This window comes from Qipengyuania profundimaris, from assembly GCF_030717945.1.
Classification (GTDB): domain Bacteria; phylum Pseudomonadota; class Alphaproteobacteria; order Sphingomonadales; family Sphingomonadaceae; genus Qipengyuania; species Qipengyuania profundimaris.
Genome location: NZ_JAVAIM010000002.1, coordinates 24,207 through 46,496 on the forward strand (window position 1 = coordinate 24,207; position 22,290 = coordinate 46,496).

A 22,290-nucleotide genomic window follows, 5' to 3' on the forward strand; every position below is an offset into this window, starting at 1 on the left:
TTTAGGTCTCTCCAGCTTCCCGTCCGCCGCGCATCCTACCTCCGATTGGGCGATGGACAAGCCCGCGACTTCGATGCAGGATAGGTTTCATAGAGCGACCGATAGTCGCCAGGGGAGAGGATGATGACGAGGATCGTGCTGGCGGCGCTGGCCGCGCTATCGCTTGGGGCGTGCAATCTGGGTGCGGAGGAGGTGCCGGAGGGCGGTATCGACAATTTCCGCCTGGTAAATGCGGGCCAGGATCCGGCCAACTGGATCACCCATGGCGGCACCTATGCCGAGCAGCGCTATTCCCCGCTGACGCAGGTCGATCGCGACAGCGTGGGCGATCTCGGTCTCGCCTGGTTCGCGGATATGGATACGGCGCGCGGGCAGGAAGCGACGCCGCTGGTCATGGATGGCAAGCTCTACGTCACCAGCGCGTGGAGCAAGGTCTTCGCCTTCGATGCTGCCACGGGCGAACCGCTGTGGAGCTACGATCCGCAAGTACCGGGCGAAACCGGTGTGAAGGCCTGTTGCGACGTGGTCAATCGCGGGCTGGCCGCCTGGGGCGAACACCTGTTCCTCGGCACGCTGGATGGACGGCTGGTCGCGCTCGATCGCGACACGGGCGAGGTGGCGTGGGAGAAGGTCACCGTCGATCAGGACGCCAGCTATACCATCACCGGCGCGCCGCGCGTGATCGACGGCAAGGTGCTGATCGGCAATGGCGGCGCGGAATTCGGCGTGCGCGGCTATATCGCCGCATACGATGCCGCCGATGGCGAGGAGCTGTGGCGCTTCTACACCGTGCCCGGCGGCGAGGACCGCGAGGCGGAGCCGGAATATCTAAAGGCCGCCGCGGAGACCTGGTCGGGCGACACGCTCTACGGCGAAGAGAGCATCGGCGGCGGGGGCACGGTGTGGGATTCGATGGCCTACGATCCCGAACTGGACCTGCTCTATTTCGGGGTCGGTAACGGCAGCCCGTGGAACCGGGCCTATCGCAGCCCCGGCGCAGACGGGACGGGCGAAGGGGACAATCTCTACCTGTCCAGCATCGTCGCGATCCGGCCCGATACGGGCGAGTATGTCTGGCATTACCAGACCACTCCGGGCGAAACCTGGGACTACACCGCTACGCAGCACATCGTCCTCGCCGACATGGAGATCGACGGGCGCGAGCGGCAGGTGCTGATGCAGGCGCCCAAGAACGGTTATTTCTACGTGCTCGACCGCGCGACGGGAGAGTTTATCAGCGCCGAGCCCTATATCCCGCTCAACTGGTCGACCGGGATGGACGAAAACGGGCGACCGATCATGAACCCGGAAACCCGTATCGACGTGACAGGCGAACCGGCGCTGGTGATGCCGGGGCCGCTGGGCGGGCATAACTGGCATCCGATGGCCTACAGCCCGGACGAGAACCTCGTCTACATCCCGGCCTTCGAGGCGGCGATGTTGTACGCGCCCGAAGCAAACTGGAAACCCGACCGCGCGCGCGGCTTCAACGTCGGCTTCGATCTCGGCGCAGGCGACCTGCCGCCCGACCTCGGTATTCGCCGCGAGGTGCAAGGGACGATCACGGGCAAGCTGATGGCATGGGATCCGGTCAATCAGGAAGCCAAGTGGACCGTCGAACATCCCGGCCCGTGGAACGGCGGCGTGCTTGCGACCGGTGGCGGACTGGTGTTCCAAGGCAATTCGGGCAGCGAATTCGCCGCCTATGACAGCGCGACCGGCGACAAATTGTGGAGCTTTGCCGCACAAACCGGCGTCGTCGCCCCGCCCATCACCTATACCGTGAACGGCGAGCAATATGTCGCCGTACTGGCCGGCTGGGGCGGTGCTTTTGCGCTAAGCGCAGACGGCACGCTGATCGATCAGATGAAGCCGGTCCGCAACATCAGCCGCCTGCTGGTGTTCAAGCTGGGCGGCACCGGCACACTGCCCGAAGCGCCGACGCTGGCCCGCGCCCCGCTCGACCCTCCGCCCAGCCGTGCGAGCGCTGCAACCATCGAACTCGGCCGCGAGAAATACGCCCGCTATTGTGCCGTGTGCCACGCGCCGGGCGCGGTCGGCTCGACCGTACTGCCGGATCTGCGCCGTTCGGGCGCGCTGGAGAACCCGGCGGCGTGGCTGCAGATCGTCCATGACGGAGCGCTCAAGGACAACGGCATGGCCAGCTTCGCAGGCTCGCTCTCCAAGGAAGAGATGCAGGCGATCCGCGAATATGTGATCAAGCGCGCCAACGAGGACAAGGCGATGGAAGCGCAACTGGCGCAGGATCAGGTGGCTAGGCGCTAGGCGCTGCGCAGGCTCTCCCACGGGCCGGTGATGGCATAGGTGAAGCCCGGCTCCTGCACGTTGACGAACAGCGTGCCGCCGTCGGGCGAGAAGCAGGCGCCGCAGAATTCGGCGCTTTCCTCATGCGCATTGCGGGCGAAATCGTAGATCGCGCCGTCGGGTGTGAGGCCGCGCAAATAGTTGTCGCCGCGCCCGTCCTCGCAGATCATCAGGTCGCCCCACGGCGTGACCGCAAGGTTGTCGCACAAGTCGAGCGTGTCGGCTCCCGGGCTCTCGTAGATGAGCATCAGCATGTCCGCCGCGCCATCCTTCCCCGGCGCAAGCTGCCAGACCTGCCCGGTGTGGTCGGCGCCGCCCTCCGTGCAGTTGAAGAAATGCGCGCCCTGGCCGTCGCCGCGCGAACCGTAGGCTAGCCCTTCTCCGCGTGTGAACATCGCCGCGCCTGCCGCGAAGCCGCGCTTGCGCAGGTCGCCTTCGGGCGATTCGACATCCTCGAGATCGATCCAGCGGACGGGCATTGCCTTCCCCGGCTCGATCCGCTCGGCCGAACCACGGCTCCAGTCGCGCGCATAGTTGCGTGTGTCCGCACTGTCGCGGCCGACGATAGCCAGCGCCTGCAAGCGGCCGCCCGCGGCGAGCTTGCCGCGCTCGTTGGGGATGAAGCGATAGAACAGGCCTTCGCGATCGTCCTCGGTCAGGTAAACGATGCCGCTTTCGGGATCGACCGATACCGCTTCGTGGGCGAAGCGGCCCATGGCGGTCAGCGGGACGGGATCGACCGGGTCAGTGGCATCGGCAGGCACTTCGAAGACGAAACCGTGGGCCCGCTGCGCGTCTTCTTCACCGACCTTGAGCGGCTGCTCCTCGCAAGTCAGCCAGCTGCCCCAAGGCGTCGTTCCGCCCGAGCAGTTCGCAGCGGTGCCGAGAAGCGAGATGTTGTCGCGCACGACCTCGCCGGATGCCGCGTCGATGACGACATTGGTCGTGCCGCCGAAGAACGGATCGCCTTCGCGCCGCGCGTCGTAGATGCGGGCGGCATCGAACTGCGCCAAACCCTTCGATGCATCGGTGAATGGGTGGCCATGATCGATATTGGCCCAATTCTCATGATTGCGCACGAGGACCCAATGGTTCGCCATCGTCGGATGTGCGAAACAGCCCATGCCGTCGGGCCGGCCGGGCGTGGCGAAGCCGTCGCTCATCAGCTTGCCGGTTTGCGTCAACAGGCGATAGGAGAAGCCCTCAGGCAGATCGAGCAGGCCTTGCGGATCGGGCACTAGCCGCCTGCCGGGATTGGCACTGTAGGCGCGAGTGAGACTGCCGGACCCCAGCGCGGCGAAGGCGACGAAGGCGGCGCTGGAGGCCTTGAGGAGGTTGCGGCGGTCGATGGTCATGGTCTGGTATCCTGCAAAGTCTGCTGGCAGGCTAGCTACCGCAGACGACACCTCCATGACAGGTTCTTTCGGCGGTCCGTCAGCTACGAAAGACTACCGTCCGCCGGCCGTTGAGAAGAACCCGCTCTTCGAGATGGAGCCGGACCGCTTCGGCCAACACACGGTTTTCGATCTCGCGCCCCTTGCGGACCAGCTCTTCGGGCGTGTCCGCATGGCTGATCGGTTCGGCGGCCTGATGGATTATCGGCCCTTCGTCGAGATCGCTGGTGACGTAATGGGCGCTCGCGCCGATCATCTTGACCCCGCGCTCATAGGCCTGGTGATAGGGTTTGGCCCCCTTGAAGCCCGGCAGGAAGCTATGGTGGATGTTGATGCAGCGTCCGGCGAAGTGAGAGGCCTGCTCGTCCGACAGGATTTGCATGTAACGCGCCAGTACGACGAGCTCGGCGCCGGTACGCTCGGCGATCTTGCGCACCTGCGCTTCCTGCTCGGCCTTGCCGTCGCGGGAGATCGGCAAATAGTGGAACGGGATATCGCCCAGATGCGTGTGCCCGATCGCTTCGCGCGGGTGGTTGGAGACGATGGCGACCGGCTCCATCGCAAGCTCCCCGATCCGCCACCGATAGAGCAGGTCGGCGAGGCAATGGTCGAACTTGCTCACCATGATGAGCACACGGCGCGGCCGATCGCGGCTGACCAGCTTCCAGTCCATCCCGAACGCGCCTGCAATCGCTGCGAAATCCTCTCGCAGACTGTCCGCCGAGGCGCCGCCCGGGTCGAATTCGACGCGCATGAAAAAGGCATCGGCGGCGCGGTCGTTGAACTGCTGCGCCTCGAGGATATTGCCGCCACGCTCGAACAGGAAGGACGTGACGCGCGCGGTTATGCCGGGGCGGTCCGTGCAGGACAGGGTGAGGACGAGCGGGTGGACCATCGATTTCGGCTACGCCAGAAGCGGAAGAACGCGCAAGCTAGCTGAACTATGCAAACCACACGACGAGATTGCAGCGCGTACAGCGACACGAGTTAGGGCGAACGGGCTATCGCAATCATCCTAGCGAAGCTGCTCTATAGGAAACAGCCATGGAAAGGCGGACCAAGTCGGGACCCCGGCCTTCGGGGTGGACATTGGAGAAATGAGATGAATGCAATAGCAACAGGGGGCCACGGCGCCATCAAGGAACTTGGTTCTGCTGAACTGGAGATGGTCGGTGGCGCGGTCGATTCCGCCGATCTCGAAACGCTTTCGCTGGCTGCAGGCGCAGTTGCCGCAGTCGCATCGGTCACTCCCATTCCGGGCGCGCGTTTCGTCGCTGCCGGTGCGGCGGTCGTGACCGTTGGCGCGTATCTGACCGCACAGATCATCGACTAGAGAGGTGCAGATGCTTCAGATGCAAAACCAGCCGATCGCCACACTCAACTTCGAGGAAATCGATGCTGTCGGAGGCGGCGAGCTTACCGCTCGCGAGGTCGCTGAAACCGGTCTCGTAATCATCGCCGTCGCACCGGCTACCGGCCCGGCCGCGCCTTTGGTGGCTGCCATCGGTACGACCGCCGTACTGTTCGGCGGGCTCATTCATGGAATGGATGCCGGATAATGACAACAGGCCGCCGACAAACGCGCAAAGGAGTCATTCGATTGCTGGCCTTGGTCGGCGGCCTGATTGCTATTGGCTTCACGGGCGTCAAAGCTCTTCAGGCCTCTGTACCCGTGATTTCGATGATCATCGCTCTATTGATCCTGACTGCAATCACGATCGTGCATGTCAGGGCTTACAGACTTGCGTCCCGGTCCAATGGCCTTGCGTCCGACGGTTCGCGCGGCATGCCGGCCCTGATCGTGACGACGTTCCTGAGCATCTACAGCATCGTCATCGTCGTGCCCCAATTCGATCTCTGGCAGCCGATCCTCATCCCCGGTGTCGTCGCATTCATCGGCGCTGCTTTTCTGGTAAACGAAGCTTCGTCCTGAACGGGGCAGTTTGGGCCCAGCGTCATGTCGCGCAGTCAACGCCGAAATGTCAGTCCTCGAAAAGGACTTCCCGCATACCTGCTTCGCGTAATGCGATCGCAACGATGTCTTTCTGGCTGGGCGACAATGGCAACTCCGTCGCCACGACATGCGCGATCGGGTCTTTAAGCGAAAAGCCGCCGACCAGAAGTTGCCGGATGGCGCGGACGATCGTGTCTTCCAAGAATCGTGTGTTCGCGATCAGCGAACCGTCGGACGAGAAGGCATGCTGCGCGGTCTGGTCCACGAACTTGCCGGTCGTGCGGTCGGTCACCTGGATCCGGTTGCGATAGATGGACACGTCCACATCGAGGCGGCGGATATCCATGCGGGTCAGCGGCGCGTGAGCGCGTCCTCGCTCTGCGCCATCAGCTTGTCGATGATAATCGCGACCGGTTCCTCTTCCTTCAGCATGCCGACCGACTGACCTGCCATCAGGCTGCCGTTCTCGACATCGCCGTCGATCACCGCGCGGCGCAGGGCGCCGGCCCAGTAATGCTCGATCTGGAGCTGCGCCTCCGCCATCGCGATCTCCTCGCGGTCGAGCACGGCGGCGACTTCGCGCTGCTTGGCGGTGAATTCCTCCGTGCCCTTGTTCTTCAGCGCGCGCACCGGGATGACCGGCAGGCGCGCATCGACCTGGATGCTGGCGACGGCGTCGCGGGCGCTGGCGCGGAAGAAGGCCTTCTTGAAATCGGCGTGCGCGATGCTCTCCGTCGCACAGGCAAAGCGCGTGCCGAGCTGGACGCCCGCCGCACCCATCTCCAGATAGCCCGCGATCGCATGGCCGCGGCCAATCCCGCCGGCGACGAAGATCAGATGCTCCTCGGCCAGCTCGGGCAGCATTTCCTGTGCCAGCACGCTGGTCGAGACGGGGCCGATATGGCCGCCCGCTTCCATGCCCTCGATCACCAGCGCATCCGCGCCCGAGCGCAGCAGCTTTTTTGCAAGGGCCAGCGTAGGGGCGAAACAGATGACCTTGGCGGGGTTGGCGCCGCCCTTGATCGCCTCAACGCTGCCCTTGGGCGGGATGCCGCCCGCAAGCACGACATGGCCGACCCCGTGCTTTTCGCAGACCTCGATCAGATCGAACAATTGCGGGTGCATGGTGATGAGGTTCACGCCGAACGGCTTGTCGGTCAGCGCCCTGGTCGCGGCGATTTCCTTGTCGAGCAAGTCCGGGTCCATCGCCCCGCAGGCGATCACGCCGAAGCCGCCCGCATTGGAGATGGCGGAGACCAGATTGCGCTCCGACACCCAGCTCATCGCGCCGCACAGGATCGCGGTCTCGCTGCCGAGGAAGTCGATGCCGCGCTGCATCAGGCCAGTGGTTCTTGTGTAATTCTTCATCCGCAGGGCGCTTACTGCCGCTGTGCCGGCACGGCAAGCGGCAGTGCATTAGTCGCCGTAGTGGATATGAACCTTGTTCGCTGCCTCGCGTGCCGCATGTCTCGCCGCGTCGGTGTCGCCCGCTGTCGCCAGAGCCACCCCCATGCGGCGATAGGGTCGGCTGCTCGGCTTGCCGAAGATGCGGACGTCCGCGCCGTTCGCCATCGCCTCGGCCAGCCCGCCATAGGACAGCGTCTCGCTGTCGCGGTCAGCAAGGATGACGGCGCTGGCGGCGGGGCGAGCGCGCAGCTCGGCAGGGATCGGCAAGCCCAGAATCGCGCGGGCATGGAGGTCGAACTCGGTGAGGTTCTGGCTGACCAGCGTGACCATGCCGGTATCGTGCGGGCGCGGGCTGAGTTCGGAGAAGATCACTTCCTCGCCCTTCACGAAGAATTCGACGCCGAACAGACCGTGCCCGCCGAGATTGTCGACCACCTTACGCGCCATGTCCTGCGCCTTGGCGATGGCATCGTCCGACATCGGCGTCGGCTGCCAGCTTTCCTGATAGTCGCCGCGTTCCTGTCGGTGGCCGATCGGCGGGCAGAAACTGACGCCGCCTTGATGGCGCACGGTCAGCAGGGTGATCTCGTAATCGAAATCGACGAACTGCTCAACTATGACACGCTGCCGGTCGCCGCGCATATTGGCGACGGCATAGTCCCACGCAGCCTCGAGCCCGCTTTCGTCGCGGACGGTCGTCTGGCCCTTGCCGCTCGACGACATTACCGGCTTCATTACGCAAGGGAACGCGGTGTGCTGGGCAGCGGCGCGCACTTCCTCGAAATTCTTGGCGTAGCGGTAGCGTGACGTCACGAGGCCAAGCTCGTGCGCGGCGAGATCGCGGATACCGTCGCGGTTCATGGTTAGCTGCGCCGCCCGCGCCGAAGGAACGACCGTGAAACCTTCGCTCTCGAGCTCGGCCAGCACCTCGGTCCGGATCGCCTCGATTTCGGGCACGATATAGTCGGGCCGGTGCTGCTCGACGACAGCGCGCAGCCGCTCGGCATCGAGCATAGAGAACACCTCGCGCGCGTCCGAAAGCTGCATAGCAGGCGCATGGTCGTATGAATCGCAGGCGATGACGTAGGCGCCCAGTCGCTTGGCCGAAATTACGAACTCGCGGCCAAGCTCACCGGAGCCGAGGAGAAGGATTTTCGCAGTGTTGCTCACGTATTCCTCTTTCGCTTTCGGTTGCCCCATCTGCTCCGCTGGCGCTTTTTCGCCGGGGCATTCCTGCCGCCGCTGAGTTGTGGTCCGCGATGCTTTTTCTCCTTCGAGAAGGCGCGCTCAAGGCGATACAGGATGGCCAAAAGTACGCCGCCAGCAAAGATAAAACCTATGATCCCGAGCCAGTTGGCAAAGATGCGGTCGAAGACTGCTTCATTCCAACGGCCAGCTAATCCCCACGCGTAAAAGACGCCAAGCCCAGCAAGGGCCAACCGGAGCGTGAAAGCCCAGCACTCGATTGCAAAGTCGCTCCAGGTATCGAGGGCACGGTCGAGCGAGAAGTTACGCAGCCTCATCCGCGGCATCCAGGCCGTAGGCCGTGTGCAGCACGCGCACGGCCAACTCGGTCTCGTCCTCGTCGATCATCACGCTGACCTTGATCTCGCTGGTGGTGATCGCCTGAATGTTGATCCCGCGATCGGCGAGCGATTTGAACATGGTTGCGGCGACGCCCGCGTGGCTTTTCATGCCCACGCCGACGACGCTGATCTTGGCGATCTTGCTGTCGGTGATCAGGCGGTTGAAGCCGATGTCGTCGCGCTTGTCTTCTAGCAAGGCCTGCGCCCGGGCGAGGTCGGCCTGGGGCACGGTGAAGGTCACGTCGGTCTCCCCCTTGTCGCGCCCGACGTTCTGGATGATCATGTCCACATTGATGCTGGCCTGCGCGAGCGGTTCGAAGATGTGGGCCACCGCGCCGGGCTTGTCCGGCACGCGGGTGAGGATCACCTTTGCCTCGTTCTTGTCATGCGCGATGCCGGTCACGTGCTGGCGTTCCATATCGCCCTTCTCCACCAGTTCGTTCATTTCTTCCTCCGACACGATCATCGTGCCGGGGTGTTCGTCGGCCGGGATGGCATCCTCTCCGACGAAGCTGGAGAGGACCTGCACGCGCACGCCCTCCTTCATGGCGAGACCCACTGAACGCGTCTGGAGTACCTTGGCCCCCACACTCGCGAGCTCGAGCATTTCCTCGTAAGTCACCGCCTTCTGCTTCCTCGCCTTGGCAACGATGCGCGGGTCGGTGGTGTAGACGCCGTCGACGTCGGTGTAGATGTCGCAGCGGTCGGCATCGATCGCCGCCGCCACTGCGACAGCCGAGGTGTCGGAGCCCCCGCGGCCGAGCGTGGTGATGCGGCCATCGTCCGACAGGCCCTGAAAGCCCGGGATGACAGCGATCTCGCCTGTCTGCATGCTGGTGATCAGGGCCTCGGCATCGATGTCATCGATACGCGCCTTGGCATGCGCCTCGATCGTATGGACGGGCAGCTGCCAGCCGAGCCAACTGCGCGCCTTGCAGCCTAGCGATTGGAGCGTGAGCGCGAGCAGCCCGCTGGTGACCTGTTCACCGCTGGCGACCACCACGTCGTATTCGGCCGGATCGTAAAGCGCATTGGCCTCGCGGCAGAAGTTTACCAGCCGGTCGGTTTCGCCCGCCATCGCGCTGACGACCACCGCGACTTCGTGCCCGCGTGCCTGCTGCTTGCGCACGATATTGGCGACGCGGCGAATGCGCTCGGTCCCCGCCATGGAGGTGCCGCCGAATTTCATCACGATACGGGCCAAGCGGGTGCGTCTCCGTGCTGGAATGCGTGGGCTAAGGCTGCTAGCCAGAGCGCATGAGCGATGCAACCACGCAAGCGCGTAGCAAAACTTCGGCAGGCACAATGTCGGGCAAGACGATCCGCCCCGACGAAGCGGCGCACTTCGGCAGGCTGGCGAAGGACTGGTGGGACCCGAAAGGCTCCTCGGCCATGCTGCATCGGCTCAATCCGGTCCGGCTGAAATTCCTGCGCGACGCGATCGACCTGCATTGGGCGAACGACATCGAGGCGCGCAAGCCGCTGGCGGGCAAAAGTGCGCTCGATGTCGGTTGCGGCGCCGGGCTGCTGTGCGAACCGCTGGCGCGGCTAGGCGCGGATGTCACGGGGGTGGACGCCGCACCCGAAAATGTCACGGCGGCAGCGATCCACGCCGAGAGCGCCGGGCTAGACATCCGCTATATGGCGGGGGAGATCGGCACGATCGACATCGGGGCTTTCGACCTGGTCACTGCGATGGAAGTGATCGAACATGTCGCCGACAAGCGCGCCTTTATCGCCGCCCTCGCCGCGCGCCTCGCACCCGGAGGGTTGCTGGCGCTGTCCACTCCGAACCGGACGCCGCAATCGCGGCTGCTGATGGTCGGCGCGGCCGAGACCTTCGGCCTGATCCCCCGCGGCACGCATCATTGGGACGATTTTGTCACCCCGGAGGAACTTGGCGAGCTGCTGGACGAAGCCGGTCTCGACATGGGCGAGCCTACGGGGATCGCGTTCTCGCCCAGCAAAGGCCTGCACCTGTCGGACGATCTCTCGCTCAATTACCTCGTAACTGCGCGAGCGCGCTGACGACCATGCCAGGATCGTCGGTGAACACGCCGTCGACGCCCTGCACCTTGAGCAGGTTGACCATGCCGGGCACATTGCCTGTCGCACCCGGGGCATCGCCGCGCTGCAGGACGGGCGGCAGGTAGGCATTCTCCTTGCGCAGCGTCCACACATGAACCTGCAGCCCGGCCTGCTGCGCCTCGCCGACCAGTCCGGACGGAATACCCTCCGGCCCGAAGATCAACTGCAAATCCGCTCCGATCGCGTCGGCATAGCTGGCGATGTCGGCCAGACCGGTGGGGCTCAGCATCTCGTCATAACTCGTCGCCGGAATGTCGGCCGGCCCGCCCTCGGCCTTCACCAGCTGGACGAGCGGCACCTCGATCATGCTGTCGAGGCGGCGCAGGGGGCCGACTTCGAAGCTCTGTACGAAGACAAGGTCCTCCGCATCGTCGAGATCGAGCGTGCGTAGCTGCGTGACCAGCAGATCGACCATGTCTATCCCTGCCTCCTGCAACAGGAAGGTCGGATGCTTGAGTTCGGGATAAAGGCCGATGCGCCTTCCGCTCTCCGCTTCCTTGGCGCGCACCAGTTGCACGATTTCGGCAAGGGTCGGGATCGTATAGAGGCCATCGTAGCGGGCATTGGCCGGTCGGATCGCAGGGATGCGCTCTTTCGCGCGCAGGGTGCGCAGTTCGGCTAGGGTGAAGTCCTCCGCGAACCAGCCGGTCACTAGCCGCCCGTCGATCGTCTTGGACCGCTGGCGATCCTCGAACTCTTCGCGTGCGGCCACGTCGGTCGTCTCCGACAATTCGTTTTCGTGCCGCGCAACCAGCACCAGGTCCTTCGTCGCCACGAGGTCCGGCTCGATATAGTCGGCGCCCTGATCGATCGCGCGTTCATAGGCCGCCAGCGTATGCTCGGGCCGCTCGCCGCTCGCGCCGCGATGGGCGATGACCAGCATGTCGCCGTCCTGCGCCGAACTTATGGTTGCCGCGCCAGCAAGGATGAACGTTAAAAGGGACTTAACGAGCGTCCCTGCAATCTGCCGCATCATGATCAAGAAACTCCTCCTTGCGACGATCGTCGTCCTTGGCCTGGTGTACGGATCGGGTGAAGACCTGTCTTCGGTGAAACGCATGGTGACCAGCGCCTCGAACGAGAATGCGCGCGGGTTCACGGGCAATTCGCACGACGGCTGGGGCGCCGATAGCGGTTACTGAAGCGCCGCCGCCCACTCGCTTTCCGAAAACCCGACCAGCAGGCCACCGGGGTGTTCGACCACCGGCCGCTTGATTATGCTCGGGTTCGCTTGCAACAATGTGACAGCCTTGGCCCCATCCACATCGGCTTTCTCCGCTTCCGACAGTTTGCGCCAGGTCGTGCCGCGCCGGTTCAATATGGAGTCGACGCCCTTCGCCTCGATCCATGCAGCCAGCTTCTCGGGAGCGGCACCTTCCTTCTTGTAGTCGTGGAACGTGTAGTCGAACCCTTGCGCATCGAGCCATTTGCGCGCCTTCTTGACCGTGTCGCAATTGGGAATGCCGTAGAGGTGGATCATGGTGTTGCGTGCTCCATCAGAAACGTTGAACGAGATGCGCATCCGCGATCGCCACGGCCAAAGCATCGGCTGCGTCCGCGCCTGCGATCTGCGCGCCCGGCAGCAAGACCTTCAGCATCGCTTGAACCTGCGTCTTGTCAGCCCCGCCCGTGCCGACGACTGCCTTCTTCACCAGCCGCGCCGCGTGTTCGTTCACGGTCAGGCCAGCCACGCCACACGCCGCCAGCACCGCGCCGCGCGCCTGCGCCAGCTTCAGCGTCGATTGCGGGTTCTTGTTGACGAAAATCTCCTCCGCCGCCGCCCGGTCTGGGCGATGTGCGACAATGACTTCGGCCAGCGCGGCCTGCAACGCCGCCAGTCGCTCGGCGATTGGAGCTTTGGCGTCGGTTGGCACCTGACCATTCGCGAGATGGGCGATGCGGGAACCCTCCGCGCGGATCACGCCCCAGCCAGTGCAGCTGAGCGAAGGGTCGAGACCGAGAATAATCATGCGCCGCACTCGCTCACGACAGCCCGATCAGCCAGCCGAGCCGCCACGCGATCGCCAGCAGGAAGCAGGCTCCCAAAACTCCGGCGATGGCCCAGTCGCGCATGGTTGTCTCCGGGACAGGTTTTTGTTGGGTGCGGTCGGGACATCCGTCCCAACCTTGCTGTTCCGTCCCGCGCCCCCACCCGGCCACCCAATTAGTATAGTACCGTGGGTGGTCGGGTGGGGGCGCGGGACGGAACAGCCGCAAGCCTTAGACGGATGTCGAAGGCGCACCCAGCAAACTTCTTACCCCTCCAGCTTGTCCATCACCTCGTCGGAGATGTCGTAATTGCCCCAGACGGTCTGCACGTCGTCGTCATCGTCGAGCGTGTCGATCAGCTTGAGAAGCGTCGCGGCGTTCTTCTCGTCCATGTCGACGGTGAGGTTGGGCTTCCACGCCAGCTTGACGGTCTCCGCCTCGCCCAGCGCCTTTTCGAGGTCGCTGGACACCTGATGCAGATCTTCCGCCGCGGTCCAGATCTCATGGCCGTCGTCGGTCGAGGCGATATCCTCGGCGCCGGCTTCCATCGCGGCTTCCAGCACCGTATCCTCGCTGCCCGCGTCCGCGGGATAGATGATCAGGCCGAGCCGCTCGAACCCGTGCGCCACGCTGCCTTCCGTGCCGAGATTGCCGCCGTTCTTGCTGAAGGCGGTGCGGATGCTGGTGGCCGTGCGGTTGCGGTTGTCGGTCAGCGCTTCGACGATGATCGCGCTGCCGCCGGGGCCGTAGCCTTCGTAGCGCACTTCCTCGTAATTCTCGCCATCCTGCGCGCTCGCCTTGTCGATCGCGCGCTGGATGTTGTCCTTGGGCATGGATTGCGATTTCGCCGCATTGACCGCCAGCCGGAGGCGCGGGTTCATGTCCGGATCGGGCATGCCCATCTTGGCCGCCACGGTGATTTCACGGGACAGTTTGGAGAACATCGCACTGCGCTTCTTGTCCTGCGCGCCCTTGCGATGCATGATGTTCTTGAATTTGGAATGGCCTGCCATGGTGTCGCTTTTTGCAATGCTGTGGTGGGAACCACCTCGGTGGAATCAGGGGGCAGCCTTAGCCGCATGGACGCAGTGACCACAAGTGCAAGCGGCGCGATCGCGCCCGCCGGTTCCATCATGGGCGAATGGCGCCAGTTCGGTCGCTTTCTCAAGCGACCGACGCTACCCCCGCGCGCGCCGATGCCGCGGATGGCCAGCCTCTTGGCGACATTGCGGCTGCTGCTGCTCGATTTCGCGATCATGCTGGCGCTGCTGGCGATTGCCGGGATCGTGATGGCTGCGGGGACGGAGCTACCAGAGACGGCCATCGCCGGGATGGAGATGACTGGCGGCCTCGTGTTTGCTGCAGTCGTAGTCGCGCCCCTTACAGAAGAGATTGCGTTCCGCGGCTGGCTATCCGGACGGCCGGGACATGTTCTCGCGATCGTTCTTGCAATACCGGCCGCTCTGGTCGCGGTGACTGTCACGTCGGCATTTGCGGGAGGAGGAGGTTTAGGAGAAATCTGGCTCGGGGCCTTGATCGGAGTATCGGTCGCCGTCGTAGTCGCGCTGATAACGATCTACGCCTTGCGCAAGCGCGACGCGATGGGCTGGTTCCAGCGGCTCTTCCCGCTGTTCTTTTGGCTCAGCACGCTCGCCTTTTCGCTGATCCACATCTTCAATTTCCCGGCAGACCAAATGGTCATGGCGCTGCCCCTCGTCCTGCCCCAATTCGCGACCGGCGCGATCTTGGGCTACATCCGCGTGAATTACGGGCTGTGGGCGAGCATCCTGCTGCACACGCTCCACAACGGCACCTTCATCGGCCTCGTGCTGCTTGCAGGGCAGGCTGCGGGCTAGCTCAGACCTTCACCGCCGTGCCGCTGGCACTGACCATCAGCATGGAGCCGGTGTCGCCGATCACCTCGTAATCGAGGTCGATGCCGACCACGCCATTGCCGCCCCGGCTGGCCGCTTCCGCCTGCAATTCCTGGATCGCCTGCTCGCGCGCATCGGCTAGGATGCGTTCGTAGCTGCCCGAGCGCCCGCCGACGATGTCGCGGATATTGGCGAACAGGTCGCGAAAGAGGTTGGCCCCGACGATCACTTCGCCGGTGACGATGCCGAGATACTCCCGGATCGGCTGGCCTTCGATCGTCGGCGTAGTCGTCACGGTCACGCCGCGCGCGTCGTTCCAGTGTGGGGGCATGTCTCTCTCCTAGTGCGTGTATTGTTTACCTAACTCACCTTCAGGAGAAATCAAGATAAACAGCGAATCGTCTGTGGTCGGTGCACGATGGCGATGCGAACGGAGAGAGTGAATAAGGCTGTGAAACAAGATCCCGCCAGAACGATGAACGTCCGACTCTTTCGACCGAAATAGCGTGAATCTAAATCTTGCGTTTACGATATTCTTCTTACTCTCCTTAACCATGCTCGTCACCGAATTACTATGAGCTTGGCGGTATCCCCTAGGTAATAAACAGGGGAATTTTTATGTGCCGTCAGTTCCTGCGAAGGCTCGTCAATGATGAAGGGGGCAATGTGTTGCCGCTTTTCGCCATGGGCATTTTCCCTTTGATCGGTCTCGTCGGCGGCGCGATGGACATCAGTATCGCTTACATGGCGCGCTCCAAACTGCAAAAGGCCTGCGACGCCGGGGTTCTCGCTGGTCGACAGTCTATGTCCGGCATCCAGTTCGGTTCTTCCGAAAAGGGTCAGGCCAAGGAGTTCTTCGATTTCAACTATCCTGCGGGACTCTACAACGCCAAGAAGCTGAAATTCGACGTTGTGCAGAACAGCTCTGCGGTGTCCGAGCTAAAGGGAACGGCCTCGGCCGATATCCCCACCTCGCTGATGCGAGTGTTCGGCTTCTCCGAAATCTCGGTTGCGGTCACCTGCAACGCCAAAAAGGACCTTGGCCATAACGATATCGTGATGGTGCTCGATGTAACCGGATCGATGAACGACGCGCCTTCTACCGGGGGTGGCTCCAAGATTTCCAAGCTCAGGACGGGCGCCTCGGGCCTGTTTCGCGCACTCGACACCAACGATGGCTCGACCACGCGCTATGGCATCGTGCCATACTCGCACACGGTGAACGTCGGTCGTTCGCTGCAAAACCGCGATATCTTGGTCGAACAGCAATATGTCGACGGCTATTTCTACCAGTCTCGCGGACGAACCTATTTCGCGAACAACGGCCTGAAGACCGTCCACATTAATCAGTCGAGCTGGAACATTGGTAATGGCGGCGGCAACTCTGGGGGCAACCGACAAGGCTTCCGCACCAGCGGAAACGCGTGCATCGAGGAGCGGGCGTCCGACGGTTACGATACGAACCCTATCGAATACTCCGACACTGTAACTTTGCAGGATGTCGACGGCACCCCCGCAAACGGCAATGATTCTGCCAAACAATTCGGTCGCTACGATCCGGGCGTGCAGAACGGTCACACCCAAGACGGCTGTCCGTCCGAAGCTACGACCTTGCGGGAGTATGACAACGAAACGGCTTTCAACAATGCCGTGAGCGCGGCGACGGCCCGCGTGACCGGTGGTACCTATCACGATATCGGCATGCTGTGGGGCCTGCGGTTCGTGTCGCGAAACGGCTTCTTCGCGTCCGACAACCCCGAAAAACGTGGCCAGTATCCGGTAAACCAGCACATCGTTTTCATGACCGATGGCAAACTAGACACCGGCCCATCGCTCTACTCCGCCTACGGCGTCGACTGGCTGACGGACCGGATGCAGGGCAGCGGAACGCAGACTGAAAAGCACATCAAGCGTTTCGAGTCGATCTGCACGCTGGCTAAATCGATGAAGGTAACTGTGTGGGTCATCGCGCTCGACGTCACCGACGTGAACAGCGTCAAGAAATGTGCCACCAGCGATTCCCATTTTCACACAAGCGATGGAAGCGATCTCGAAGAAGTCTTCGAGTCGATCGGGCGCGGTATCGGCAATCTGAGGCTCACGGAATGATGCTCGCTTCACTCAAATCGAACATCCGATCCTTGCGCCACGACGAAAGCGGCGTAACTGCAGTCGAGTTCGGCCTGCTGGCCATTCCGTTCTTCATCATGCTCATGGGGGCGATGGATATCGGCCATCAGTTCTATATGCGCGGCGTGACCCAGGGCGCGCTGGACGATGTCAGCCGTCGGGCGTCGGTGGAGGAACCGGTCTTCATCGCCTCCGGTGCGTCGCTCGAGGAGCGGATCGAGAACACGCTCAAGACACAGATCGATATCGTCGCGCCCAAAGCGACCTACACGATCTCTCAGAAGAACTTCTTCGACTTCAACGGGATCGGCAATCCGGAACGGCTAGTGACCGATGTCGATGGTGACGGTCAATTCGACAATGCCGATGGCGATTGCTGGGAGGACCTCAACGAAAACGGCGCCTACGATCTCGACTCCGGGCGCGTCGGCGTGGGCGGTGCAAACGATGTCACCTTCTACTCCGTCCGCGTGCAGCATCCGCGACTGCTACCGACACCGGAGCTGATCGGCTTCTCGGATACGATCGACTTCACCGTCGAAACCGCGGTCCGCAACCAACCCTATGCAAACCAGGCAACACCGCCCGTTCTATGCGGAGATGGTACATGAAACCGAGCCTCGCCAATCTGAGACGTCGCCTCATGCGCTCCGAAGACGGGGTCGCGATGGTCGAATTCGCGATGGTCGCGCCGGTTATGGCCGTATTGACCATCGGCGGACTGGAGCTCGCCAATCTCGCGATCACGCACATGCGCGTGAGCGAGATCGCCAACACCGTGTCGGACAATGCCGGTCGCGTCACCAGCGGGATGGATGAAGCGAATATTTACGAGATTTTCGCCGGCGCGGGCGTGCTGGGCAGCTCGATCGATTTCGAGCCTGACGGCAGGGTCGTGATCTCTTCTTTGCAGGACAATGGCGGCAAGGGTGGGGCCAAAGGCCAGAAGATCGAATGGCAGCGCTGCTGGGGCGATCTTAACGTTGCGCCCAAATACGGCAAGCAGGGCAAGGGTAAGAATGATGCTACGCTCAAGGATGGCCTCGGCCCTCCGGGACGGCGGATCAAATCGCAAAACGGCAATGCAGTGATGTTTGCCGAGGTATCCTACAAGCACACACCGCTGTTCTTGAACGGATTCATCAAGGAGCGCACCATCCGATACGAAACCGCGTTCAACGTTCGCGATTCCAGCAACCGCATGATCTCGAACACCCAGAACCTGGCGGTCATGTCCTGCTGATCGGCGCGTGGCGCGCTCAGGCCATGCCGAGCGCGGCCTTGTAAGTGTCGAGGATCGTTTCCTGCTCGCTGCGTTCGTCGGGCTTCATCTTCCTGAGGCGGATGACCTGGCGCATGATTTTGGTGTCGTAGCCGACGGCCTTGGCTTCCGCATAGACGTCGCGAATGTCGTCGGCGATGCCCTTCTTCTCTTCTTCGAGGCGTTCGATGCGCTCGATCAGAAGGCGCAGGCGGTCGTCGGTGGCTTCGGCCATGGTCAGTCAGCTCCAGTGATATGAGAATCGCCACAGGGGCGCGTGGCGGGTGCGATAGCCAGCGATGCCCTGCGGGTGAAGGGTGCGAATCCCTATTCCTGTGCGTGACCCTGTGCATTTTTCGCGACGCTGGCCTGCATCCGTGCGAGCTGCTCTTCGGTCGCGGGAGACTGCCGGGTGGCCTTCCACTCCTTCTGCGGCATGCCGTGGATCAGCTCGCGCGCAGCCGCCTTGTCGCCTGCGTATCCGGCATCGCGGATCCAGTCGGCCAGGCAATTGCGGCAGAAACCCGAGAGGCCCATGAGATCGATATTCTGAGCGTCGTGGCGATGGCGCAGATGGCGCACGAGCCGCCGGAAAGCCTGCGCCGCCACGGCATCGTCGAGAGTATCGAGCGGGTCTGTATTCGTATCCATGAAGCACTTGTCCTTGAGTTGCAGCCTGCCTGTGCCATAGCCATCGGCCATGGCAAAGACCCCGTCCTCGCGCTCCGGCGCGCCGAAGCTCGATCCGCGCGGCCGCAAGGTCAAGATCCTCGCCACCGTTGGCCCGGCCAGCCGCTCTCCGGAAATGCTCGCCCGCCTGTTCAAGGCCGGCGTGGATGCCTTCCGCGTCAATATGAGCCATGGCGAGCATGAGGACCACGCCGACACGATCAAGGCGATCCGCGACCTCGAGAAAAAGTTTATGCGCCCGATCGCGATCCTAGCCGATCTGCAGGGCCCGAAGCTGCGCGTCGGCAAGTTCAAGAACGGCGAAGCAGTCATACGCCATTCCGGCCATTTCACGCTCGATCGCGATCCGACGCCGGGTGACGAAACCCGGGTTCAGCTGCCCCACCCCGAATTGTTTGGCCTGCTCGAAAAGGGCCAGCGCCTGCTGATCAACGACGGCAAGATCCGCCTCAAGGTCATCAGCGCCGACGAAAACGCGATCAAGTGCTCGGCCGAAGTCGGCGGGGTCATTTCCGACCGCAAGGGTGTGAACGTGCCGGACGCCGAGATCCCGATCCCCGCGCTGACCGAGAAAGACCGCAAGGACCTCGCCTTTGCAATCCAGCAGGGCGTCGACTGGATCGGCCTGTCTTTCGTGCAACGCCCTGAAGACCTTGCCGAGGCGCGCAAGCTGATGGGCGGGCGCGGTTCGCTCTGCGCCAAGATCGAAAAGCCGATGGCGGTTCGCCGGCTCGACGAAATCATCGAGATGAGCGACGGCATCATGGTCGCGCGCGGCGACCTTGGCGTGGAGCTGGAGCCGCAGGAAGTCCCGCCGCTGCAGAAGCGGATCGTCAACGCGACGCGTCTCAAGGGCAAGCCGGTGATCGTGGCGACGCAGATGCTGGAAAGCATGATCGAAAGCCCCGCCCCGACCCGCGCCGAAGTTTCGGACGTAGCCAATGCGGTCTATGACGGGGCCGATTGCGTGATGTTGTCCGCCGAAACTGCGGCGGGCGACTGGCCGGAAGAAGCCGTCACCATCATGCACCGCATCGCACGCCAGGTCGAAGGCGACGAAAGCTATCTCGACCGCGTCCGCTTCCTCGACACGCCACCCGATGCGACCACCGCCGATGCGCTGGCCCATTCCTGCATGACGGTGGCGGACACCGTCTCGATCAGCGCCATCACGGTGTTCACCGGGTCAGGCTCGACCGCCCGCCGCGTCGCGCGCGAGCGGCCGAGCGTGCCGATGTTGGTCCTGACGCCGAGCATGAAGACCGCCCGCCGCCTCGGCCTGCTATGGGGCGCTCATGCTGTGGCCACAAAGGACATCGGCAGCTTTGAGGAAATGATCGCCAAGGGCAAGCGCATGGCGCTACGCCACGGCTTCGGCCAGGCGGGCAGCAAGCTTATTGCGTTGGCCGGCGTCCCCTTCGGCACACCGGGTTCGACCAACCTGATGCATGTCGTGAACGTCAGCGGCGACGAGCTCGACAAGCACGGCGGCTGAGGATTCCGGCATTGGCGGGATCGCGAAGTTGCAGTATCGTGCTATCCGGGAGGTGGGCCTATGCTTTCTGCCATTGCCGCATCCGCACCGAGCCTGTTCCGCAATTTTCCGCAGCCACCGGCGGAATTCGATCTGCTCGATCCGTCACCGCACCATTTCTTTACCTATTACAGCCACATTGCGCTCGGCACGATTGCAGTTCTTGCTGCGCTCGTCGCACTCTACGCGATCAAGGGCAGTACGATCCACCGCACCGCGGGCAAATTCTACCTGCTTGGCATGGGGATCGCGGCGCTGACTGCGCTGCTGACCATAACCGCCAATTTTCCCGGACCGATCATCGTCAATGCAGCGCTCGCACTCTATGCCGGCGGGGGTGCCTACTTGGCCACGCGTCAGAGGAGTTCGCGTGTCCTGCGCGCGGAATGGGTGCTGTTCGGGCTTGGGCTGATCGCACTGCTCGGATTCAGCCTGCTGGCATCACGCCAGGTGTTGGCGGGCAATATACCGCTCGTCGCACCGCTGGGGGTCGGTGGCCCGCTGCTGATCCTCGTCGCGCTTGATCTCAATTTTCTGCTGCGTTCGGGCGAATATCGCGAACAGCACCGCATAAGGCGGCATGTCTCGCGTATCGCGTGGGTCTTGTTGCTGACAGTACGCAATCCGGTCAACGAGATGCGCGACGTGCTGGGGATCAATCAGGAAACCGTGACCTTCGGTCCCTATCTGGTCGTCCTCGCAATACTGGTTCTCTTCGGACCCAAGGCGCGCCGAATGGACCGGCCACTTAGCCGAGGCGCTGCCGCGCTTTCATGATCCGCTTGTTTCGGGCATCGACGATGCGGAACGCCTTGAATACCGAAAGATCGTGATCGACGCGCCCCTCGTGGCCGAGCAACCAAAGCTGCTCGTAGAACCAGTAAATCCCGGCAAAGCCGTTGATCGCCTTCATTGCCTGAAAGCGCCTGAGGAAGCCGAGCCAGCCCGGCAGCAGGTCGAGATTGTCTTCGTAGCGGGCAAGCTGGCCAGCGCCTGCCAGGAGCTGGGCCGGGGCTTGGGTGTCGAGGCACATGGGTCGGCCGAGCCCGATGACATCCGCCGCACCGCTTTCCAGCGCCTGCTCCATCGCCGCGCGGGTGCGGAAGCCGCCGGTGACCATCAGGGGGACCGAGACCTCCGCCTGCATCGCTTTGGCGAAATCGACGAAATAGGCCTCACGCGAAGCGGTGGAGGGGGCGATGTTTTGCGGTTCCTCGGCTTCCTGCCCTGCAACACCGAGCAGCTTGGGCTGTTCGTAGGTGCCGCCGGAAATCTCGATCAGATCGACCGAAGCCGCTTCGAGCCATTGGACGACTTGCAGGCTGTCGCCGAAATCGAAGCCGCCCTTCTGGAAATCGGCGCTGTTGAGTTTGACCGAGATGGGGAAGCTTGGGCCGACTGCGGCGCGAACCGCCTCCACGATTTGGAGTAGGAAACGCGCGCGATTTTCGAGGCTCCCGCCATACTCATCGGTCCGCAAGTTCACGCGCGGCGAGAGAAATTGCGAGATCAAATAGCCATGGGCGCCATGCACCTGGACGCCGGTGAAACCCGCTTCCTGACAAGCGCGCGCGGCAATAGCCCAGCGGTCCACGAGGTCGGCGATCTCGTTTTTCGTCAGCGGCTGCGGCTTGCCGAACTGGCCGCCGGGCAGCGCGAGTTGCACGTCGGACGACGACTTGGGATGCGGGTTCACCAGCCTTTGGGTCTGCCGCCCGCCATGGCTGACCTGCGCCCAGAAATGGTTGCCGCCTCGCGTCGCGGCCTTGGCCCAACTGGCGAGCTGAGCCTTCATGTCCGCGTCGGGCTCACGCTCGATCACGACATTGCCGGGGCGTTCCAGATGGTCCCGGTCGACGATGATGTTGCCGGACAGAAGCATGCCCGCGCCGCCATCGGACCAGATGCCGTAGAGGCGCTCCAGTTCTCGAGTCGGGCGGCCATCGGGCGTCGCCATGCCTTCGGTCATCGCCGCCTTGGCGATGCGGTTTGGCAGCACTGCCCCGCAAGGCAGTTCGAGCTGCGAAGCCAGTGTCGGTGCCATGCCGGTCTCCCCTG

The 22,290-nt window shown here is 63.2% G+C and carries 27 protein-coding genes; 12 read left to right on the plus strand and 15 right to left on the minus strand.

Features of this window, described 5'->3' with window-relative positions; genetic code table 11:
• Positions 1-120: 120 nt before the first annotated feature.
• On the plus strand, positions 121-2,286 hold the full coding sequence (locus Q9K02_RS14190) for a PQQ-dependent dehydrogenase, methanol/ethanol family (RefSeq protein ID WP_305933536.1): 2,166 nt from the start codon (positions 121-123) through the stop codon (positions 2,284-2,286).
• Here the strand turns inward: Q9K02_RS14190 and Q9K02_RS14195 are convergent.
• Together Q9K02_RS14195 and purU are read right to left on the minus strand one after the other, a co-directional pair.
• On the minus strand, positions 2,283-3,680 hold the full coding sequence (locus Q9K02_RS14195) for an alkaline phosphatase PhoX (protein WP_305933537.1): 1,398 nt from the start codon (positions 3,678-3,680) through the stop codon (positions 2,283-2,285). The genes Q9K02_RS14190 and Q9K02_RS14195 overlap by 4 nt on opposite strands.
• A gap of 79 nt (positions 3,681-3,759) precedes the next feature.
• Positions 3,760-4,614 (minus strand): formyltetrahydrofolate deformylase, encoded by an 855-nt coding sequence (gene purU, locus Q9K02_RS14200; RefSeq protein ID WP_305933538.1) that lies wholly within the window; start codon positions 4,612-4,614, stop codon positions 3,760-3,762.
• Positions 4,615-4,821: 207 nt separating this feature from the next.
• On the opposite strand from purU, the gene Q9K02_RS14205 reads away from it, so the two are divergent.
• Genes Q9K02_RS14205 through Q9K02_RS14215 form a run of 3 tightly spaced genes read left to right on the plus strand, consistent with a single transcriptional unit; the run spans position 4,822 to position 5,652 of the window.
• On the plus strand, positions 4,822-5,052 hold the full coding sequence (locus Q9K02_RS14205; protein ID WP_305933539.1) for a hypothetical protein: 231 nt from the start codon (positions 4,822-4,824) through the stop codon (positions 5,050-5,052).
• A 10-nt stretch (positions 5,053-5,062) separates the two neighbouring features.
• On the plus strand, positions 5,063-5,278 hold the full coding sequence (locus Q9K02_RS14210) for a hypothetical protein (RefSeq protein WP_305933540.1): 216 nt from the start codon (positions 5,063-5,065) through the stop codon (positions 5,276-5,278).
• The gene (locus Q9K02_RS14215; RefSeq protein ID WP_305933541.1) at positions 5,278-5,652 is read left to right on the plus strand and encodes a hypothetical protein; all 375 of its coding nucleotides are present in this window, start codon (positions 5,278-5,280) and stop codon (positions 5,650-5,652) included. The genes Q9K02_RS14210 and Q9K02_RS14215 overlap by 1 nt, the downstream gene beginning before the upstream one ends.
• A gap of 49 nt (positions 5,653-5,701) precedes the next feature.
• Here the strand turns inward: Q9K02_RS14215 and Q9K02_RS14220 are convergent, their stop codons facing one another.
• Genes Q9K02_RS14220 through Q9K02_RS14240 form a run of 5 tightly spaced genes read right to left on the minus strand, consistent with a single transcriptional unit; the run spans position 5,702 to position 9,870 of the window.
• Entirely contained in the window at positions 5,702-6,019 is a 318-nt protein-coding gene (locus tag Q9K02_RS14220) for a hypothetical protein (RefSeq protein ID WP_305933542.1), read from the minus strand.
• Between the two features lie 5 nt (positions 6,020-6,024).
• Positions 6,025-7,041 (minus strand): NAD(P)H-dependent flavin oxidoreductase, encoded by a 1,017-nt coding sequence (locus tag Q9K02_RS14225; protein WP_305933543.1) that lies wholly within the window; start codon positions 7,039-7,041, stop codon positions 6,025-6,027.
• Positions 7,042-7,089: 48 nt separating this feature from the next.
• On the minus strand, positions 7,090-8,250 hold the full coding sequence (gene purT / locus Q9K02_RS14230) for a formate-dependent phosphoribosylglycinamide formyltransferase (protein WP_305933544.1): 1,161 nt from the start codon (positions 8,248-8,250) through the stop codon (positions 7,090-7,092).
• Positions 8,247-8,603, minus strand: a complete 357-nt coding sequence (locus Q9K02_RS14235; protein ID WP_305933545.1) for a hypothetical protein — start codon at positions 8,601-8,603, stop codon at positions 8,247-8,249. The genes purT and Q9K02_RS14235 overlap by 4 nt, the downstream gene beginning before the upstream one ends.
• Positions 8,590-9,870, minus strand: a complete 1,281-nt coding sequence (locus Q9K02_RS14240) for an aspartate kinase (RefSeq protein ID WP_305933546.1) — start codon at positions 9,868-9,870, stop codon at positions 8,590-8,592. Before Q9K02_RS14240 ends, Q9K02_RS14235 begins: the two co-directional genes overlap by 14 nt.
• 53 nt (positions 9,871-9,923) lie before the next feature.
• Between Q9K02_RS14240 and ubiG the strand changes: the two genes are divergently transcribed.
• Entirely contained in the window at positions 9,924-10,694 is a 771-nt protein-coding gene (ubiG, locus tag Q9K02_RS14245; protein WP_305933547.1) for a bifunctional 2-polyprenyl-6-hydroxyphenol methylase/3-demethylubiquinol 3-O-methyltransferase UbiG, read from the plus strand.
• Here ubiG and Q9K02_RS14250 read toward each other — a convergent pair.
• Positions 10,663-11,730 (minus strand): glycerophosphodiester phosphodiesterase family protein, encoded by a 1,068-nt coding sequence (locus Q9K02_RS14250; RefSeq protein ID WP_422785454.1) that lies wholly within the window; start codon positions 11,728-11,730, stop codon positions 10,663-10,665. The two genes, ubiG and Q9K02_RS14250, sit on opposite strands and share 32 nt — an antisense overlap.
• Between Q9K02_RS14250 and Q9K02_RS14255 the strand changes: the two genes are divergently transcribed.
• A complete protein-coding gene (locus tag Q9K02_RS14255) occupies positions 11,729-11,896 on the plus strand; it encodes a hypothetical protein (RefSeq protein WP_305933548.1) in 168 nt (55 codons plus the stop codon). The genes Q9K02_RS14250 and Q9K02_RS14255 overlap by 2 nt on opposite strands.
• Here Q9K02_RS14255 and Q9K02_RS14260 read toward each other — a convergent pair.
• The 3 genes from Q9K02_RS14260 to Q9K02_RS14270 form a co-directional block, all read right to left on the minus strand.
• Positions 11,890-12,234, minus strand: a complete 345-nt coding sequence (locus Q9K02_RS14260; RefSeq protein ID WP_305933549.1) for an ArsC family reductase — start codon at positions 12,232-12,234, stop codon at positions 11,890-11,892. The two genes, Q9K02_RS14255 and Q9K02_RS14260, sit on opposite strands and share 7 nt — an antisense overlap.
• A 16-nt stretch (positions 12,235-12,250) precedes the next feature.
• A complete protein-coding gene (gene ruvC / locus Q9K02_RS14265) occupies positions 12,251-12,724 on the minus strand; it encodes a crossover junction endodeoxyribonuclease RuvC (RefSeq protein WP_305933550.1) in 474 nt (157 codons plus the stop codon).
• 285 nt (positions 12,725-13,009) lie between these two features.
• Positions 13,010-13,756 carry a YebC/PmpR family DNA-binding transcriptional regulator gene (locus tag Q9K02_RS14270; protein ID WP_305933551.1) on the minus strand — a complete coding sequence of 249 codons (747 nt, stop codon included), beginning with the start codon at positions 13,754-13,756 and terminating at the stop codon, positions 13,010-13,012.
• 75 nt (positions 13,757-13,831) lie between these two features.
• On the opposite strand from Q9K02_RS14270, the gene Q9K02_RS14275 reads away from it, so the two are divergent.
• Positions 13,832-14,599 (plus strand): CPBP family glutamic-type intramembrane protease, encoded by a 768-nt coding sequence (locus Q9K02_RS14275; protein WP_305933552.1) that lies wholly within the window; start codon positions 13,832-13,834, stop codon positions 14,597-14,599.
• A 1-nt stretch (position 14,600) separates the two neighbouring features.
• On the opposite strand, the gene Q9K02_RS14280 is transcribed toward Q9K02_RS14275, so the two are convergent.
• Entirely contained in the window at positions 14,601-14,918 is a 318-nt protein-coding gene (locus Q9K02_RS14280) for a heavy metal-binding domain-containing protein (RefSeq protein ID WP_305933576.1), read from the minus strand.
• Between the two features lie 317 nt (positions 14,919-15,235).
• On the opposite strand from Q9K02_RS14280, the gene Q9K02_RS14285 reads away from it, so the two are divergent.
• From Q9K02_RS14285 to Q9K02_RS14295, 3 genes are read left to right on the plus strand one after another with little or no spacing between them, the layout of a single operon-like run.
• The gene (locus Q9K02_RS14285) at positions 15,236-16,726 is read left to right on the plus strand and encodes a TadE/TadG family type IV pilus assembly protein (protein WP_305933553.1); all 1,491 of its coding nucleotides are present in this window, start codon (positions 15,236-15,238) and stop codon (positions 16,724-16,726) included.
• Positions 16,723-17,358, plus strand: coding sequence for a TadE/TadG family type IV pilus assembly protein (locus tag Q9K02_RS14290; RefSeq protein WP_305933554.1), 636 nt, complete (start codon positions 16,723-16,725; stop codon positions 17,356-17,358). The genes Q9K02_RS14285 and Q9K02_RS14290 overlap by 4 nt, the downstream gene beginning before the upstream one ends.
• Entirely contained in the window at positions 17,355-17,990 is a 636-nt protein-coding gene (locus tag Q9K02_RS14295; RefSeq protein WP_305933555.1) for a TadE/TadG family type IV pilus assembly protein, read from the plus strand. The genes Q9K02_RS14290 and Q9K02_RS14295 overlap by 4 nt, the downstream gene beginning before the upstream one ends.
• Before the next feature lie 16 nt (positions 17,991-18,006).
• Here the strand turns inward: Q9K02_RS14295 and Q9K02_RS14300 are convergent, their stop codons facing one another.
• A complete protein-coding gene (locus Q9K02_RS14300; protein WP_305933556.1) occupies positions 18,007-18,243 on the minus strand; it encodes a DUF2312 domain-containing protein in 237 nt (78 codons plus the stop codon).
• A gap of 92 nt (positions 18,244-18,335) precedes the next feature.
• Positions 18,336-18,659, minus strand: coding sequence for a DUF1244 domain-containing protein (locus tag Q9K02_RS14305; protein ID WP_305933577.1), 324 nt, complete (start codon positions 18,657-18,659; stop codon positions 18,336-18,338).
• A gap of 49 nt (positions 18,660-18,708) precedes the next feature.
• Between Q9K02_RS14305 and pyk the strand changes: the two genes are divergently transcribed.
• On the plus strand, positions 18,709-20,193 hold the full coding sequence (gene pyk, locus Q9K02_RS14310) for a pyruvate kinase (RefSeq protein WP_305933557.1): 1,485 nt from the start codon (positions 18,709-18,711) through the stop codon (positions 20,191-20,193).
• A 60-nt stretch (positions 20,194-20,253) separates the two neighbouring features.
• Positions 20,254-21,009 carry a DUF2306 domain-containing protein gene (locus tag Q9K02_RS14315; RefSeq protein ID WP_305933558.1) on the plus strand — a complete coding sequence of 252 codons (756 nt, stop codon included), beginning with the start codon at positions 20,254-20,256 and terminating at the stop codon, positions 21,007-21,009.
• Here the strand turns inward: Q9K02_RS14315 and Q9K02_RS14320 are convergent.
• The gene (locus Q9K02_RS14320; RefSeq protein ID WP_305933559.1) at positions 20,981-22,276 is read right to left on the minus strand and encodes an NADH:flavin oxidoreductase/NADH oxidase family protein; all 1,296 of its coding nucleotides are present in this window, start codon (positions 22,274-22,276) and stop codon (positions 20,981-20,983) included. The two genes, Q9K02_RS14315 and Q9K02_RS14320, sit on opposite strands and share 29 nt — an antisense overlap.
• Positions 22,277-22,290 lie beyond the last annotated feature (14 nt).

Coding starts and splice junctions, on each gene's coding strand:
- Q9K02_RS14190 (WP_305933536.1), top strand. CDS start 121: ATGATGACGAGGATCGTGCTGGCGGCGCTGGCCGCGCTATCGCTTGGG.
- Q9K02_RS14195 (WP_305933537.1), bottom strand. CDS start 3,680: ATGACCATCGACCGCCGCAACCTCCTCAAGGCCTCCAGCGCCGCCTTC.
- purU (WP_305933538.1), bottom strand. CDS start 4,614: ATGGTCCACCCGCTCGTCCTCACCCTGTCCTGCACGGACCGCCCCGGC.
- Q9K02_RS14205 (WP_305933539.1), top strand. CDS start 4,822: ATGAATGCAATAGCAACAGGGGGCCACGGCGCCATCAAGGAACTTGGT.
- Q9K02_RS14210 (WP_305933540.1), top strand. CDS start 5,063: ATGCTTCAGATGCAAAACCAGCCGATCGCCACACTCAACTTCGAGGAA.
- Q9K02_RS14215 (WP_305933541.1), top strand. CDS start 5,278: ATGACAACAGGCCGCCGACAAACGCGCAAAGGAGTCATTCGATTGCTG.
- Q9K02_RS14220 (WP_305933542.1), bottom strand. CDS start 6,019: ATGGATATCCGCCGCCTCGATGTGGACGTGTCCATCTATCGCAACCGG.
- Q9K02_RS14225 (WP_305933543.1), bottom strand. CDS start 7,041: ATGAAGAATTACACAAGAACCACTGGCCTGATGCAGCGCGGCATCGAC.
- Q9K02_RS14235 (WP_305933545.1), bottom strand. CDS start 8,603: ATGAGGCTGCGTAACTTCTCGCTCGACCGTGCCCTCGATACCTGGAGC.
- ubiG (WP_305933547.1), top strand. CDS start 9,924: ATGAGCGATGCAACCACGCAAGCGCGTAGCAAAACTTCGGCAGGCACA.
- Q9K02_RS14255 (WP_305933548.1), top strand. CDS start 11,729: ATGATCAAGAAACTCCTCCTTGCGACGATCGTCGTCCTTGGCCTGGTG.
- Q9K02_RS14250 (WP_422785454.1), bottom strand. CDS start 11,730: ATGATGCGGCAGATTGCAGGGACGCTCGTTAAGTCCCTTTTAACGTTC.
- Q9K02_RS14260 (WP_305933549.1), bottom strand. CDS start 12,234: ATGATCCACCTCTACGGCATTCCCAATTGCGACACGGTCAAGAAGGCG.
- ruvC (WP_305933550.1), bottom strand. CDS start 12,724: ATGATTATTCTCGGTCTCGACCCTTCGCTCAGCTGCACTGGCTGGGGC.
- Q9K02_RS14270 (WP_305933551.1), bottom strand. CDS start 13,756: ATGGCAGGCCATTCCAAATTCAAGAACATCATGCATCGCAAGGGCGCG.
- Q9K02_RS14285 (WP_305933553.1), top strand. CDS start 15,236: ATGTGCCGTCAGTTCCTGCGAAGGCTCGTCAATGATGAAGGGGGCAAT.
- Q9K02_RS14290 (WP_305933554.1), top strand. CDS start 16,723: ATGATGCTCGCTTCACTCAAATCGAACATCCGATCCTTGCGCCACGAC.
- Q9K02_RS14295 (WP_305933555.1), top strand. CDS start 17,355: ATGAAACCGAGCCTCGCCAATCTGAGACGTCGCCTCATGCGCTCCGAA.
- Q9K02_RS14300 (WP_305933556.1), bottom strand. CDS start 18,243: ATGGCCGAAGCCACCGACGACCGCCTGCGCCTTCTGATCGAGCGCATC.
- Q9K02_RS14305 (WP_305933577.1), bottom strand. CDS start 18,659: ATGGATACGAATACAGACCCGCTCGATACTCTCGACGATGCCGTGGCG.
- pyk (WP_305933557.1), top strand. CDS start 18,709: ATGGCAAAGACCCCGTCCTCGCGCTCCGGCGCGCCGAAGCTCGATCCG.
- Q9K02_RS14315 (WP_305933558.1), top strand. CDS start 20,254: ATGCTTTCTGCCATTGCCGCATCCGCACCGAGCCTGTTCCGCAATTTT.
- Q9K02_RS14320 (WP_305933559.1), bottom strand. CDS start 22,276: ATGGCACCGACACTGGCTTCGCAGCTCGAACTGCCTTGCGGGGCAGTG.